The organism is Micromonospora pallida (assembly GCF_900090325.1).
GTDB lineage: Bacteria > Actinomycetota > Actinomycetes > Mycobacteriales > Micromonosporaceae > Micromonospora > Micromonospora pallida.
Genome location: NZ_FMHW01000002.1, coordinates 1,889,133 through 1,904,455, shown reverse-complemented (window position 1 = coordinate 1,904,455; position 15,323 = coordinate 1,889,133). Strand labels below are relative to the sequence as shown.

Sequence of the window (15,323 nt, the reverse complement as noted above, 5' to 3'; positions counted from 1 at the left end):
AACGACGGTCTCGGGCGTCCGTGACAGCGCCACATCGCCGAAACGGAGTCGATCACGGCCCGGGGACGGGTGGGGGCGCGGGGCGGGTGGGCAGCCCGTGCCAGACCACACAAACAGGAACCGCCGTCAGAAAATAGACGAACTTCGACTCCAGGGGCAGCGGAGTCGTGGGGTGACCAGTAGGACATAGAGCATGATGAACCCCCTCGACCGTCGTACGCTCCTCCGCGTCGCCGGTGCCGGCACCGGGACCGCCGTCCTCGCCGGGGCGGTGCTGGCCGCGACCCTCCCCGCCCACGCGGCCGCCGGCGCCTTCCGGCACGGGGTCGCCTCCGGTGACCCGCTGCCCGACGGCATCCTGCTCTGGACCCGGCTGACCCCGACCGACGACGCCCTGCCCGGTTCGGGCAAGGGGCCGGACGTGCAGGTGTCCTGGCAGGTCGCCACCGACCCGGACTTCCGGACGGTCGCCGCCGAGGGGACGACACCGACCGGGCCGGGGCAGGACCACACGGTCAAGGTGGAGGTGACCGGCCTGGCTCCGGCGACCACGTACTGGTACCGCTTCGGGTACGCCGGCACCTGGTCGACCGTCGGCCGGACGATGACCGCACCGCCGGTGGACGCGGCCGTGGACCGGCTACGGCTGGGGGTGGTCTCCTGCGCCAACTGGGAGGCCGGGTGGTTCTCCGCGTACCGGCACCTGGCCGCGCGCGGCGACCTGCACCTCGTCGTCCACCTCGGCGACTACCTGTACGAGTACGGCACCGGCCAGTTCGACGCGGGCGGTCAGGTGGTCCGGGCGGTGCAGCCGGCGCACGAGACGCTCAGCCTCGCCGACTACCGGATCCGGCACGCCCACTACAAGACCGATCCGGATCTCCAGGCGCTGCACGCCGCACTGCCCTGGGTGATCACCTGGGACGACCACGAGGTCGCCAACGACCAGTGGTCGGGCGGGGCGGAGAACCACACCCCGGGCACGGAGGGCGACTACGCGGCCCGGCTGGCCGCCGCGCGGCAGGCGTACTTCGAGTGGATGCCGGTGCGGGCCGGCGCGAACGGGACCATCCACCGCCGGCTGCGGTTCGGGCAGCTCGCCGAGCTGTCCATGCTGGACCTGCGGTCGTACCGGTCGCGGCAGGCCTCCGGCACGGCGGTGGACGACCCGGCCCGCACGATCACCGGGGACGCCCAGATGTCCTGGCTCACGGCGGGCCTGGCCGGGTCGACGGCCCGATGGAAGCTGGTCGGCAATCCGGTGATGATGGCGCGGCTCGACCTGGGCGCGCTGCCGGCCTGGCTGCTCGGCCCGCTGCGGGAGCTGCTCGGCATTCCGGAGAACGGCGCGGTGCTCAACCCGGACCAGTGGGACGGCTACAACGCCGACCGCAACGAGCTGGTCGACCACCTGCGGGCGACCCGGACCCGGGACGTCGTCTTCCTCACCGGCGACATCCACATGTCGTGGGCGAACGAGGTGACCACCCGGTCGACCATCATCTCCGGGCCGACCGCCGTCGAGTTCGTGGTCCCCTCGGTGACCAGCGACAACCTGAACGACTTCCTGGGTCTGCCGCCGAACAACACGCTGAGCACGTTCGGGGCGTCGCTGATCCGCTCGACCAACCCGCACGTGCGGTGGACGGAGCTGGACGGCCACGGTTACGGCGTACTGGAGGTGACCCCGCAGCACTGCCGGATGGACTGGTACCACCTGACCGAGCGGACCAGCCCCACCAGCGGCAGCGCGTGGGTGGCCGGCTGGTCGGTGGCGACCGGGTCGGCGCGGCTGCGCCAGGAGTACGGCCCGCTGCCCTGACGCCCCCGAAACGCGTCCGGCCGGGCCCCGATGGTGTCGGGGCCCGGCCGGACCGGGGGTGGCTGGGGTCACCACACCTGCTGGACGATCTCCGCGGCCTGCTCCTCCCACTGCGCGTACGCGAACGGGTAGGCCGAGACCTGCACGTTCTGCGCGGCCACGGTCAGCGGGGCGCCCTGCCAACCGGGGACGTTCTTGAGCGCCCGGAAGAACGCGCTCGATGCGTAGTCGGGGTTGGTGACCTGCTCGGACGTGCCCCAACCGCTCGACGGGCGCTGCTGGAACAGGCCCTCGGAGTCGTGGTCGTTGACCGCGCCGAGGTGGCCCAGGTTGTAGAGCTTGGACTCCTGCAGCGCGGTGGCCACGCCGATCACGGCACCCCGTTCACCGACGCCGGTCTTCTTGGCCGCCTTGACGATGGCCTTGGCGTTGGCCAGTTGCGCGTCGTCGAGCGGGACGCGGGACTGGGCGCCCTGCGTGCCGTACGGGACGAGCCGGTCGGTGGTGGGCTGCTCGGTCCGGGTGTCCGAGTCCGTCCCGGTGTCCGAGGGGGGCGCCTCGGCAGAATCGGCCTGAGCACTGTCGGCCCCGGTGGTGTCGGCCTTGTCATTCGGGGCGCGGTTCTTGCCGGTGGCCAGGTCGATCGCGGCCACCGCGTCGGGGTGCGGCTCGCCGGCGAGCGGGTTGGCGTGCACGGCCGGGCTGGCCGCCAGGGCACCCAGCGCGGCCACCCCGGCGACGCTGAGGGCGGTCCTGCGGTACGAGGTCTTCGCGATGGCGGGGAGCCATCGAGTGAAGTGCGACTTCACGATGGTTGCCCTTTCGATCGGTGGACGGGGGTCGCTGCTGTACCGGCCGGGGTTTTGACTCCGAAGGTACGGGGTACACAACCAGGTTGCCCTGTCGGGCATTCCGGAAATGTCGCCGGCCCGGCGGGGTGCGCGGCCGATCACAGTCGCAGCAGAGCGGCTCACAGCCGGCAAAACCGACAACCTCCCCGACACCGGGCCAGACCGGTCAGTGGGCCTCGCCGTACCGGACAAGCCAGACCGGCCAGTAGGCCTACGAGCCGGACCGGTCAGAACGCCTCGCCGTACCGGACGAGGACGTGCCAGAGCTGCTTGAGATGCTGGCGGGTGTCCGCCGCCGGGCCCCGGTCGGCCCACCGGGCGGGTTCGGTGACCAGCGAGGCGGCGGCCCGCCCGATCAGCGCGGCGTCGATGCGCGCGCCCGGCCGGCCGAACTCGGCCAGCACCCGGGCGGCCAGCGGTGGGATCGCCGGCCCCCGGAACTCCGGGTCGACCCGGTCGACGGGCAGGGCGAAGCCGTGGTGCCAGTACAGGGGGAACCCGTAGCGGCGGGCGAGATCCGCCAGCACCGCCCCGCATGCGGTGCCCCGGAAGGACGGGTCGGCCACCAGCGCCTCCACGTCGCGGCCCAACCGGACGCCGCCGTGGACCTGCGCCTCGACGTAGTCGTCGAGGGACCGGGTCGGCTCGCCCGCCGTCCAACCGGCCCCGTGCCGGCGGGCGAGCAGGGTCCGGACCAGGGTGGCAGCGTCCAGCCCGGGGACGCCGAGACAGGTTCCCACCTCCTGGGTGGCGCGGAGCATCGCGGCGAGCATCGGCTCGAAGACGTCCGTGGTGCCCACCACCGTCGGGCCGAGGTGGCTGTCCCCGAAGCAGAGGGTGGCCCGGGCCAGCACCGTGGGACGCAGCCGCAGGTGGCAGGAGCCGAAGCGGGGACAGGTGCCCTCGGGATGCCCGAGCAGGTCGAGGCCGCCGTACACCGGCCGCTCGGCGAGGCGTACCCCGGCGGCCTGGTACGCGCCACCGAAGAGCACCTCCTCCCAGCGGTCCCGCTCGCCGCCCGGGTACGCGAACAGCCCACCGTTGGAGATGCCGGTCTCGAACTGGCTGCGGTAGACGCCCTCCTCGGCCAGTGCGACGGCCACGGTCCGACCGTCGGCCAGCAGCCGGTCGGGGTGGAAGTTCAGGGTCAGTCGACCGCCGGTGGCGATCGCACCGGTCACCTGGGCCGGGTCGTGGAGGACGCCGCAGCCGGCCAGCGTGGCGGTGATCGACGCGAGCGCGGCGAGCCGGCCGCGGCGGGCGACCGCACGGACGTGCGCCAGTGCCGCGCGTTGCGCACGGGTCAGCGCCGGACCGGTGGGTGCCTCGGCCATCTGGGAGGACGCATCCATGCCGGGGAGTATGCGCGACGACCGGCCCGTGCCGCCCGCCGGTTTCTCGGTGCCGCCGCCGGTCCTGCCGTGGTGGGCTGGCGGGGTGACACCGCAGCCGGTCGGGCCGGGTGACGCGGGCAGCAGTGCAGCCGGTCGGGCCTGGTGACACGGGTGGCAGCGCGGCCGGTCGGGTGACCGCGTGGCAGCCCGACGGCTCGGGTCGGGCGATGCGGATGACAGCTGGGTGGGGTGGTGGCCGGGGCCGGGCCACCCTCTCCGGGTGACCGGGCCCCTGCCACCGACATGGGGTCAGTGGCCCCGGGCGATCCACTCGTCCAGGTGCGGGGCCTCGGTGCCGATGCTGGTGCTGTCGCCGTGCCCGGTGTGCACGGCCGTCTCCGGCGGCAGGGTCAGCAACCGCTCCCGGATGGACTCGATGATCGTGCCGAAGTCGCTGTACGAGCGACCGGTCGCACCCGGTCCGCCGGCGAACAGGGTGTCGCCGGTGAAGACCGCGGTGAGCTGGGGTGCGTGGAAGCTGCACGCGCCCGGGCTGTGTCCGGGGGTGTGCAGCACGTGCAGGGCGGTGCCGGCGACCTCGATCGTGTCGCCGTCGCGCAGCTCGCCGCCGGGCGGCACGTCCGGGTGGACCATGTCCCAGAGCACCCGGTCGGCGGGGTGCAGCAGCACCGGCGCGCCGGTGGCCCGGCTCAGCTCCGGAGCCACCCGGACGTGGTCGTCGTGGGCGTGCGTGGCGAGGATCGCCCGGACCCGCCGCCCGGCGACGGTCCGCAGGATCGCCTCGACGTCGTGCGGGGCGTCGAGGACGACGCACTCGCTGTCGTCACCGATGACCCAGACGTTGTTGTCCACGTCGAAGGTCTGGCCGTCGAGGGAGAAGGTGCCGCTGGTGACGGCGTGGTCCACCCGCGCCGGCATCAGAAGACCACCACTGAGCGGAGCACGTCGCCCGCGTGCATCCGACCGAAGGCGTCCTCGACCTGGTCCAGGCCGATCTCCTCGGTGACGAAGGCGTCGAGGTCGAGCCGCCCCTGTAGGTAGAGCTCGGTCAGCAGCGGGAAGTCCCGGCTGGGCAGGCAGTCGCCGTACCAGCTCGACTTGAGCGCCCCGCCCCGGCCGAAGACGTCCAGCAGCGGCAGGTCGACGGTCATCTCGGGAGTGGGCACCCCGACCAGCACGACCGTGCCGGCGAGGTCGCGGGCGTAGAAGGCCTGCTTCCAGGTCTCCGGGCGGCCGACGGCGTCGATCACCACGTCCGCGCCGAAGCCACCGGTCGCGGCCCGGATCGCCTCGACGGCGTCCTCGGCGGTGGCGTCGACGGTGTGCGTGGCGCCGAACTTGCGGGCCCAGTCGAGCTTACGGGGGTCCCGGTCGACCGCGATGATCGTGGTCGCGCCGGCCAGCGTGGCCCCGGCGATCGCGGCGTCCCCGACGCCGCCGCAGCCGATCACCGCCACCGAGTCGCCCCGGCCGACACCACCGGTGTTCATGGCCGCGCCGAGCCCGGCCATGACGCCGCAGCCGAGCAGGCCCACGGCGGCGGGCCGGGCCGCCGGGTCGACCTTGGTGCACTGCCCGGCGTGGACCAGCGTCTTCTCGGCGAACGCGCCGATACCCAGCGCCGGGCTGAGTTCCGTGCCGTCGGTCAGGGTCATCTTCTGGGCGGCGTTGTGGGTGTTGAAGCAGTACCACGGCCGGCCTCGGCGACAGGCGCGGCAGTCACCGCAGACCGCCCGCCAGTTGAGCACCACGAAGTCACCCGGGGCGACCCCGGTGACCCCCTCCCCCACCTGTTCGACGATGCCGGCGGCCTCGTGGCCGAGCAGGAACGGATAGTCGTCGCTGATGCCGCCCTCCCGGTAGTGCAGGTCGGTGTGGCACACCCCGCAGGACTGCACGCGGACGATGGCCTCGCCCGGCCCCGGATCCGGCAGCACGATCGTGGCGACCTCGACCGGTGCTCCCTTGCGCCGGGAGATCACTCCCCGGACTTCCTGGCTCACGCTTTCCCCCTCGTTCTCCGCCGCGCCGCCGCGCCACGGGTCCGTCGATCATGTTCACCTCGCAACCTACTCCGGTCGCACCGCCCTGGTCCCAGCAGCGGGGACAGTCTCCCGGCCGGCGGAGTCTGGGCACCGGCCGGCCGTGGGGCGTCCCGCCGTCGGTCAGCCCGGAGTGGCCCAGAAGTCGGTGACCAGTTGGCTGAACTTCTCGGCGTGCTCCACCTGCGGCAGGTGGCCGCAGCCGGCGAAGAGGTGGGTACGGGCGTGCGGCAGCCGGGTACGGGCCGCCGCGAGGTGGCTGGCCGGGAGGATCAGATCGTGGTCGCCCCAGGTGACCAGGACAGGCACCGGCAGCGCGGCCACCGCGTCGAGCAGGGCGGTCCGCCACTGCGGGTGGACGCCGCGCAGGCCGCCGAGGTCGCGCAGGGTCTCCAGCATCACCCGGGCCGCGTGCGGTTCGCGGGCCAGGGCGAGGGCGTGCGCGATCCGGGCCTCGGTGACGAGCGCGGGGTCGTGGAACACCGACCGGGTGGTCCGGCGGGCGGCGAACCGGCTGGGTCGCAGCAGGATCCGCGCGAGCGGCCGGATCGCCAGGATCCGCAGCGCGGGGGTCACCTCCCGGCCGAAGCCGGCGCTGTTGACCAGCACCAGGCTCGCCACCCGGGCCGGGTGACGGACGGCGAGTTGCATGGCGACGGCCCCGCCGAGGGAGTTGCCGGCGACATGCGCCGGGGCGGTGATCCCGACCTCGTCGCAGAACCGGGCCACCGCGTCGGCGAGCGCGGGCAGGGTGTGCGGAACGTCCAGTGGCGCGCTACGGCCGGAGCCGGGCAGGTCGAGGGAGTACACCCGGAACCGGTCACGCAGCAGGTCGTGCTGTTCGGTCCAGTCCTCCAGGCTGCGGCCGAGGCCGTGCAGCAGGAGCACCGGCGGTCCGTCCCCGTCGACCCGGTAGCGGACCCGGCGGCCGTTGACGGTGAGCCAGGTGGCGGTCACATCCCCTCCTGTGGGGAGACGGCGGGCCGGCGCCGGGCGCCGAGGGCGAGCAGCCGGCCGTACGAGCCGGGCAGCAGCCGGGCGACCAGGTCGGGCAGGGTGGCCGACCAGCCGATCAGCACCCTGCCCCGGCGGCGACGTACGCCGTCGAGGATGGTGTCGGCGGCGCGGGCCGGGTCGATGGTGAGCAGCTTCTCGAACTTACGGCGGCTGGTCTCGTACTCGTCGGGGTCGACGCCGCTGCCCACCCGGGCGCTCTGGGCAATGCGGGTGCGGATGCCGCCCGGGTGTACGCAGGTGACCCCGACACCGTCGGCGGCGAGTTCGTGCCGCAGCGCCTCGGTGAACCCCCGGACGGCGAACTTGCTGGCCGCGTAGGCGGCCTGGCCCGGCGGGGCGATCAGGCCGAAGAGGCTGGAGACGTTGACCAGGTGCGAGCCGGGTTCGGCCTTGAGCGCGGGGAGCAACGCGTGGGTCACCTGCACCACGGCGCGGAAGTTGATGTCGACGACCCAGCCGAACTCCTCGAGGGTGACCTGGTCGAACCGGCCACCCAGGGCGACCCCGGCGTTGTTGACCACCAGCCGGATACGTGGGTGCGCGGCGCGTACCGCCTCGACGACCCGCGCGGTGGCCTCGGCGTCGGCCAGGTCGACGAGGTGGCTGTCGACCCGCCGGCCGGGGTGCGCGGCCCGCAGCGCGGCGACGACCGCGTCGAGTCGCTCGGCGTCCCGGTCGAGCAGGACCAGGTGGCTGCCCCGGCGGGCCAGGCCGTGGGCCAGCGCCTCGCCGATGCCGCTGGCCGCGCCGGTGAGCACGGCGGTGCCGTCGGGGTAGACGAGGTCACGCACGGGACGCTCCGTTCGCGGGGAGAGGAGAGGCGGCCCGGGAGAACCGTACGCCGTCGTCGACCGGGCCGTGTCGCATCGTCAGCGCGTCCCGGGGATAGTTCTGGCGCAGCCGCCAGGGCGCGGTCGGGCCCTGCTTGGGCAGCGCGTCGACGCTGCGCAGCACGTAGCCGGCGCGCAGGTCGATGATCGGGGCCAGCCGGTCGGTGTCCGGGGCGAGCGGGGTGCAGATCTGGTGGCCGTGCCGGTCCAGGTGGCGCAGCAGCCGGCAGACGTACCCGGCGACGAGGTCGGCCCGCAGGGTCCACGAGGCGTTCGTGTAGCCGAGGGTCATCGCGAGGTTCGGCACGCCGGAGAGCATCATGCCCTTGTAGGCGACGGTGCGGGCCGGGTCGACCCGGTCGCCGTCGACGGTCAGCTCGATGCCCCCGAGGGCGAGCAGGTTCAGGCCGGTGGCGGTGACGATCACGTCGGCGGGCAGGTCCCGCCCGGAGGTCAGCCGGATGCCCGTCTCGGTGAAGGTCTCGACGGTGTCGGTGACCACCTCGGCCCGCCCCTGCCGGACGGCGGCGAACAGGTCGCCGTCGGGGACCACGCAGAGCCGCTGGTCCCAGGGGTCGTACCGGGGTGAGAAGTGCCGGTCGACGTCGTAGTCGGCGGGTAGCTGCCGGCGCACGCCGCGCCGCAGCAGGGACCGGGCCAGCCGGGGAGCGCGGCGGCTGAACTGGAACATCGCCATGGTGACCAGGACGTTCTTCCCGCGCACCAGCGTGTGGGCAAGGTGGGCGGGCAGCCGGCGGCGCAGCGCGTCGGCGAGCCGGTCCCGGGACGGCAGGGAGACCACGTAACCGGGTGAGCGTTGCAGCATGGTGACGTGGGCGGCCCGGTCGGCCAGCGCCGGCACGAGGGTGACCGCGGTCGCGCCGCTGCCGATCACCACCACCCGACGCCCGGTGTGGTCGAGGTCGTCGGGCCAGTGCTGGGGGTGCACGATCCGGCCGGCGAACCGGTCGGCCCCCGGGAAGCGCGGGCTCCAGCCCTCGTCGTAGCGGTAGTAGCCGGTGCAGACGTAGAGAAAGCCGCAGGTGAACGTCACCGTCTCGGCGGTGTCGGTCCGCTGCGCGCGGACCGTCCAGCGGGCGTCGGCGCTCGACCACTCGGCGGCCACCACCCGGTGCCGGAACCGGATCAGCGCGTCGACGCCGTACTCCTCGGCGGTCTCCCGGACGTAGCGGCGGATCGACGCACCGTCGGCGATGGCCTTCGGGGCGGCCCAGGGACGGAACGAGTAGCCGAGGGTGAACATGTCGGAGTCGGACCGGACGCCCGGATAGCGGAAGAGGTCCCAGGTGCCGCCGATGGCGTCCCGACCCTCGAGGATCGCCATGGTCCTGGCGGGGAAGGCACGACGCAGGTGGCAGGCGGCGCCGATCCCGGAGAGACCGGCACCGACGATGAGCACGTCGACGTGGTCCACTGCCATGCCCGCTCCGTTCTCACGCCGCGTGACCGCCGACCCACGGACCGGCACTACCGGACAGTAGTCAGCGGGGGCGGGCCGGGTCAACGCCGGGCCAGCGGGCCCGGTCACCGCACGGTCAGGCGGTCTCGCCGGGTGCGAGGTAGCGGTAGCGTCCGCCCAGGGCCTCGCCGAACCAACCGTTGACGCTGGCCATGCCGCGCTCGTTGAGCTGGGCGTCGTGGATCGGGAAGACCCGCGCCGGGTCCACCGCGCGGGCGAAGTCGATCGCCTCGGTCAGTTTCAGCCAGGACGCCTGCGCCGGCACGAGCAGGGTCTCCACCGGGGCGTCCGGCCGGTGCAGCGAGTCGCCGGGGTGGTAGAGGCGGTCGTCGACGAGGTAGCCGAGGTTGGCGCAGTCGGGTTGTCCGTCGTGGATGGTGGCGTGCCGGCCGCCGACGGCGCGCACGGTGAAGCCGGCGGCGGTGAAACGTTCCCCGGCACGGACCCGGGTCACCGGCAGCGCGGCGAGGCCGTCCAGTCGGGCCTCCGCCGGCAGGTACACCGGGACGCCCAGCCCGAGCAGGCGCAACACGTCGACGTGGTCGGTGTGCTCGTGGGTGACCAGGACGGCGTCCGCGCCGGCCAGGGCTCGCGGTTCGCTCCAGGTGCCCGGGTCGAGGACCAGCACCCGCCCCTCGTGCTCGATACGGACGCAGGCGTGGGTGAACTTGATGATCCGCACCCGCGCACCGTACGCGGCTCCGCCCGGAGCCGGCGTACCGGCGGGTGCCGGCCTCTCCGGCGGTACGGGCGAGTGGGCCACGCGGGGCGGGCGAGCGGGCATGATCGGGGCATGGACCGACGACCGGCGCGGGGACACCGGCGGGTGCCGCACACCGCCGACGTCCGGGTGGAGGCGTGGGCGCCGAGCCGGGCGGAGTGCCTGGCCGAGGCGGTGACCGCCGTGGTGGCGAGTTTCGCCGACACCGGCGGGCTCACGCCGACCGGGACAGCCGGGTTCGACGTGCCGGCGGGCCGCGACGAGGACCTGCTGGTGGCCGTCCTCGACGAGGTGGTCTTCCGGTTGGAGACCGAGGGGACGCTGCCGGTGGCGACCGAGGTGACCGGCACCTCCGACGGTGGCCTGCGGGTGCGGTGGCGCACGACCGGCACGGACGCGGTGGAGGCGGTCGGCGCGGTGCCGAAGGCGGTGGCCCTGCACGGCCTGCGGTTCGGCCGGGACGCGACGGGCTGGTCCTGCGCGGTGACCCTGGACGTCTGACCTGCCGGGTGGCCCGGCCCGCGCCCGCCGGCCGGTTGCCGGGGTGGCGGCGGGCGACTCAGCCCTTGACCACGCCGAGCGGCACCAGCCGGGCCACCCGACGGCACAGTCCAGCGCCCTCGGCCGCGGCGACCACCGCCGTGACGTCCTTGTACGCCTCCGGCATCTCCTCGGCCAGCCCCCGCCAGGACGCGCCCCGCACCGCGACGCCCCGGGCCGCCAACTCGTGGCGCAGGTCCTGTCCCCGGACGGTCCGGGTGGCCTCCTTCCGGCTGCGGACCCGACCCGCGCCGTGGCAGGTGGAGGCGAACGCCGGTGCGCCGGCCACCCCGGTCAGCACGTACGAGGAGGTCCCCATCGAGCCGGGGATCAGCACCGGCTGCCCCACCGGGCGCAGGTCGGCGGGGAGGTCGGGGTGCCCCGGGGGAAACGCCCGGGTGGCCCCCTTCCGGTGCACGCAGACCCGGCGGGTCGCCCCGTCGACCGGATGAGTCTCGATCTTGGCGAGGTTGTGCGACACGTCGTAGACCAGGTCGAGGCGGGCGCCGGCGACCCGGGCGAAGACGCGGCGGGCGGCCTCGGCGAGCAGTTGCCGGTTCGCCCGGGCGTAGTTGGCGGCGGCGGCCATCGCGCCCAGGTACGCCCGACCCGCCGGGGAGTCGACCGGGGCGCAGGCCAACTGCCGGTCCGGCACCTCGATGCCGTAGCGGGGCATGACCCGTTCCATCGCCCGGACGTGGTCGGTGCAGACCTGGTGACCCAGCCCCCGTGAGCCGCTGTGCACCATCACGCAGACCTGTCCGGCCCGCAGCCCGAAGGCCGTGGCCACCGGCTCGTCGTACACCTCGTCGACGGCCTGCACCTCGAGGAAGTGGTTGCCGGAGCCGAGGCTGCCCACCTGCCCCTGTCCCCGCTGCACCGCCCGGTCGCTGACCTGGGCCGGGTCGGCGTCGTCGACCGCGCCGCCGTCCTCGCAGCGGTCCAGGTCGGCCCCGACGCCGTGGCCCCGCTCGACGGCGTACCGGGAACCGCCGCGCAGCACGGCGTCCAGTTCGGCGCGGTCGGCGAGGTGCCACACCGCGCCCCGGCCCATGCCCCGGGGGATCGCCGTGTCCAGGCCGTCCAGCAGGGCGTCCCGCAGCCGGGGAAAGTCGTCGCGGGAGAGGTCGGCGGCGAGCAGCCGTACCCCGCAGGAGATGTCGAAGCCCACCCCGCCCGGGGAGACCACTCCGCCGGCGGCCACGTCGGTGGCGGCGACGCCCCCGATCGGGAAGCCGTAGCCCCAGTGCACGTCGGGCATGGCGTAGGCGGCGCCGACGATGCCGGGCAGGGTGGCGACGTTCGCCACCTGCTCCAGCGACCGGTCCTCGCCCAGGTCGGGCAGGAGCGCCCGCGCGGCGAAGACCACCCCGGGCACCCGCATCGCACCGTGCTGGTCGATCCGGAACCGGTACGGCGACTCCTCCACCAGTTCCACGCCCCGGGCTACCCCTCCGGACGCGGGCTACACCTGTGCGGCGCCCGGTGGGGCTCCGGTCGGGGCGAGCCGACCCACCGCGATCCGGTCCGGCTGACCGGTCTTGGCGATCAGGCTCGCCACGTGCTTCTCCACCGTGCGGGCGGACAGGTGCAACCGGTCGGCGATCTCCCGGTTGCTGAGCCGACCGGCCAGCAGGAGAAGCACCTCGTACTCCCGGGGGGTGACTCCGGTGGCGCGCAGCCCGACGGGGATGTCCTCGGCCCCGGCCCGACGCTGGAGAGGGCGGTCGCCGGCGCGGCGCAGCAGGCTCCGACAGGCGGCGGCGACGGCCGGCACGCCGGTGCGGTGGAAGTGCTCCTCGGCGGTGCGCAGCCACTCGACCGGCTCACCCCAGCCGTCGGTCAGGGCGGCCTCGCCGACCAGGCGGAGGCCGACGTGCCGGGCCACCGGGTACGGCGCGGCGGCCCGCACCGCCTCGCGCACCGCCTCCGTCGCCTCGTCCCCGCGCCCGGCCCGGCCGTGCCACACCGCCCGGGCGAAGAGCCGGAACTGCTGGTTCCACCGCAGCCGGCCGGTCGGGTCCGGTCCAGCGGACGGGGCCGTGTCAGCTCCGCTCACCGCCGTCAGCAGCAGGTCCAGGCCGTGCCGGCCGGCGAGCGGGCAGACCGTCGGATGGTCCCGGTCGGTCCGGGCGGCGCGCTGCGACTCGTGCAGCGCCCGGGGCCGGTCCTCGCGCAGCAGGGCGGCGAAGACCCGGGCCAGCCCGTGGATCCAGGGGGCGTACCGGGCGGCGTCGCCGCCGTGCCGGCGGAACCCGAGCAACGCGTCGGTCATCGCGCGGTGGCGGCCCTGGTGCGCGGCGGCGGTGGCGCGGAGCAGCAGGGCGTACCGGGCGGCGCGCGGCAGCCGGCGGCGGGTGCCGGCGGCGAGCATCCGCTCGGTGAGCAGGTCGGCGGCGGCGAACCGCCCCTGGAGGAGGGCATGCAGGGCAAGTCGCGTCTCCGCCTCGTGGCGGGCGTGCACGGCACCGGCGCGGGCCGCGCTCCGGTGGGCCCGTTCCAGCCGGTCGAGGTCGCCGGTGCGCAACGCGTCGTCGTCACCGAGCCGCACCAGGGAATGCATCTCCCAGAGCGGGACGTGCTGCCGCACCGCGACCGACCAGGCCTGGTTCAGGTGGGCGGTGGCCTCGGCCGGGTCCCGGGGGCGGGCCAGTTCGCCGAGCAGCAGGCCGGCCCGCCAGGCGACGGCCGGCAGTCCGGCGGTGCGCCCCACCCGCTCGGCCCGGCGGGCGGCGGCCTCGACGCCGACGGTCTCCTCCGACCGGTCGGACCGGTTCGCGAGGTGGGCGGCCACGACGTCGACCGGGGCGGCGTCCCGCTCGGCGGCCTCGGGCCCGAGCAGCGTACGGGCCAGTTCGACGTGACGCCGGGCGTCACCGGTCAGACCGGCGGTGGTCGCCGCCCAGGCGAGCGCGGTGTGCAGGCGTGCCCGGCGCCCCGGTTCGAGCCGGTCGGCGAGCTCGTCCAGCGCGGCGGCGTGACCGAGTGCGCGGTCGACAGCCCCGGCCTCGGTCAGCGCGTGGACCAGGGTCTCCAGCACGGCGCCCCGGCGGGCCGCGTCGGCGTCGGCGAGCAGCTCGACGGCCCGTTCGAGCAGGTCGACCGCTTCCTCGGCGGCGCCCCGGTCGACGGCACGGCGACCCGCCTCGGCGAGGAGCCGGCCTGCGGTGGCCGGTTCGCCGGCCCGGAGCCACAGGTCGGCGGCGGTCCGGCAGTGCGGACCAGGTAGGTCCGGGTGGGCGGTCGCCACCGCCTCAGCGACCCGTCGGGCGAGGCCACGTCGCTCGGCCGGATCGAGCCGGGCGAGCAGCGCCGCACCGAGCACCGGGTGGGCGAAGCGGTACCGGTCCGCTGTCGGGCCGTCCGGTCGGACGAACCGGGCGACCGTCGCGTCGGCCAGGTCATCGTGGAGTTCCCGGTCCGGCCGGCCGATGGCCTGGCGCAGCACGACGAGCGGGAAGGCCGGGCCCAGGGTCGCCCCCAGCAGCAGCAGTTCCCGTCGACGCGGGTCGAGGTGGTCGACCGGGCGGGTCAGGATCGGCAGGGCCGCCGGCGCGTCGGCGCGTTCGCGCGCCATCCGCCACCCGGCGGGGGTGGGCCGCAGCAGGCCGACGTCGACCAGTTCACCGAGGGCGTCCTCGGCGATGCCCGGATTGCCGCCGCTGCCCGCCCAGAGCAGGTCGATCGCGGGCTGCGGCAGTTCGTCGGGGTGGGTGTCCAGGTGGGCGCCGGCCAGCTGGCGTAGGTCGTCCGGACCGAGCCGGCCGAGTTCGACGAGGCGGCAGACGCCCCGCCGGGCCGCCGCGCGGACCAGGTCCAGTGCCGGCCCGGGCTCGGCGCGGAGGGTGCCGAGCAGGGTGGTCGGCTGCCGGTCGACGTTGTCGACGAGGTAGTCCAGCACGGCCAGGGTCGCGTCGTCGGCGCCGTGCAGGTCCTCCAGGACGAGGAGGCAGTCCCGGCCGCCACCGGCCAGCCCGGTGAGCCGGAGCACCCCCTCGGCGAGCACCAGCAGGTCGTGGTCGGGTGGCTCCCGGGGCTGGTCGGCGACGGGCGGAGCGCCCCAGTCCGGCACCAGCCGGGCCAACGCGGGCCGGTACGGTCCCAGCGCGGTGAGGTCGGCCGGCGGCAGGTCACCGGCCACCGAGAGCAGTGCCGCGCGCAGCGGTCGCAACGGGATGGCCTGACCGACCACGGCGGACCGGCCGTGCAGCACTCTCGTCGCGCCGGCCACGGCGAGGTCCCGGACCGCGGCGACCAACCGGGACTTGCCGATTCCCGGTTCGCCGACCAGGAACACCGCGCGGCCACCGCCGTCGCGGGTGGCGGTCAGGGTCCTGGCCAGGGTGCGCAGCTCGTCGGTGCGGCCCACCAGTCGCGTCACCCCCACCGGCATGGATAGAAAAATATCAATCATTTTGGCGTGGGTCCACGGGCATGCGCGGCTTGCGCCCACCCAGTCGACCACCCACCCACCGTGTCCACACACTGACCTTGCGTGGTCGCCACCCAGTTTGTTCACCCTGCCGGACGCACCGGACGGAGCACCACCGGGACGCCGACCAGCAGGGGTTCCGGTGCCCTGCCGTCCGGTCACCCGACCGCGGTACCCGGCCGGACACCCGCTCGGCGGGAGGGGCCGGAATATGGGTGGCCGGCTACCCTGCC

General features: G+C 74.8%; 12 protein-coding genes. 2 read left to right on the top strand and 10 right to left on the bottom strand.

Features of this window, described 5'->3' with window-relative positions; all coding sequences use genetic code 11:
• Positions 1 to 193: 193 nt before the first annotated feature.
• Complete coding sequence (locus GA0074692_RS08255) at positions 194 to 1,822, top strand: alkaline phosphatase D family protein (RefSeq protein ID WP_091641247.1); 1,629 nt, start codon at positions 194 to 196, stop codon at positions 1,820 to 1,822.
• A 68-nt stretch (positions 1,823 to 1,890) separates the two neighbouring features.
• On the opposite strand, the gene GA0074692_RS08250 is transcribed toward GA0074692_RS08255, so the two are convergent.
• From GA0074692_RS08250 to GA0074692_RS08215, 8 genes are all read right to left on the bottom strand, one after another.
• Positions 1,891 to 2,631, bottom strand: a complete 741-nt coding sequence (locus GA0074692_RS08250) for a hypothetical protein (RefSeq protein ID WP_091641242.1) — start codon at positions 2,629 to 2,631, stop codon at positions 1,891 to 1,893.
• A 269-nt stretch (positions 2,632 to 2,900) separates the two neighbouring features.
• On the bottom strand, positions 2,901 to 4,025 hold the full coding sequence (locus GA0074692_RS08245; RefSeq protein ID WP_245730231.1) for a DUF3626 domain-containing protein: 1,125 nt from the start codon (positions 4,023 to 4,025) through the stop codon (positions 2,901 to 2,903).
• A gap of 291 nt (positions 4,026 to 4,316) precedes the next feature.
• Positions 4,317 to 4,946, bottom strand: coding sequence for an MBL fold metallo-hydrolase (locus GA0074692_RS08240; protein ID WP_091641236.1), 630 nt, complete (start codon positions 4,944 to 4,946; stop codon positions 4,317 to 4,319).
• A complete protein-coding gene (locus tag GA0074692_RS08235) occupies positions 4,946 to 6,031 on the bottom strand; it encodes an S-(hydroxymethyl)mycothiol dehydrogenase (protein WP_091641233.1) in 1,086 nt (361 codons plus the stop codon). Before GA0074692_RS08235 ends, GA0074692_RS08240 begins: the two co-directional genes overlap by 1 nt.
• A gap of 162 nt (positions 6,032 to 6,193) precedes the next feature.
• Positions 6,194 to 7,027, bottom strand: a complete 834-nt coding sequence (locus tag GA0074692_RS08230; RefSeq protein ID WP_091641229.1) for an alpha/beta fold hydrolase — start codon at positions 7,025 to 7,027, stop codon at positions 6,194 to 6,196.
• Positions 7,024 to 7,878, bottom strand: a complete 855-nt coding sequence (locus tag GA0074692_RS08225) for an SDR family NAD(P)-dependent oxidoreductase (RefSeq protein ID WP_091641224.1) — start codon at positions 7,876 to 7,878, stop codon at positions 7,024 to 7,026. The genes GA0074692_RS08230 and GA0074692_RS08225 overlap by 4 nt, the downstream gene beginning before the upstream one ends.
• A complete protein-coding gene (locus GA0074692_RS08220) occupies positions 7,871 to 9,358 on the bottom strand; it encodes a flavin-containing monooxygenase (protein WP_091641221.1) in 1,488 nt (495 codons plus the stop codon). Before GA0074692_RS08220 ends, GA0074692_RS08225 begins: the two co-directional genes overlap by 8 nt.
• Before the next feature lie 115 nt (positions 9,359 to 9,473).
• Positions 9,474 to 10,079, bottom strand: a complete 606-nt coding sequence (locus GA0074692_RS08215; RefSeq protein WP_091641217.1) for an MBL fold metallo-hydrolase — start codon at positions 10,077 to 10,079, stop codon at positions 9,474 to 9,476.
• A gap of 111 nt (positions 10,080 to 10,190) precedes the next feature.
• On the opposite strand from GA0074692_RS08215, the gene GA0074692_RS08210 reads away from it, so the two are divergent.
• A complete protein-coding gene (locus GA0074692_RS08210; RefSeq protein WP_091641213.1) occupies positions 10,191 to 10,619 on the top strand; it encodes an archease in 429 nt (142 codons plus the stop codon).
• Positions 10,620 to 10,677: 58 nt separating this feature from the next.
• Here GA0074692_RS08210 and GA0074692_RS08205 read toward each other — a convergent pair whose 3' ends face one another.
• Positions 10,678 to 12,096 (bottom strand): RtcB family protein, encoded by a 1,419-nt coding sequence (locus tag GA0074692_RS08205; protein WP_091641211.1) that lies wholly within the window; start codon positions 12,094 to 12,096, stop codon positions 10,678 to 10,680.
• 27 nt (positions 12,097 to 12,123) lie between these two features.
• Entirely contained in the window at positions 12,124 to 15,051 is a 2,928-nt protein-coding gene (locus tag GA0074692_RS08200) for an ATP-binding protein (RefSeq protein ID WP_091641206.1), read from the bottom strand.
• Positions 15,052 to 15,323 lie beyond the last annotated feature (272 nt).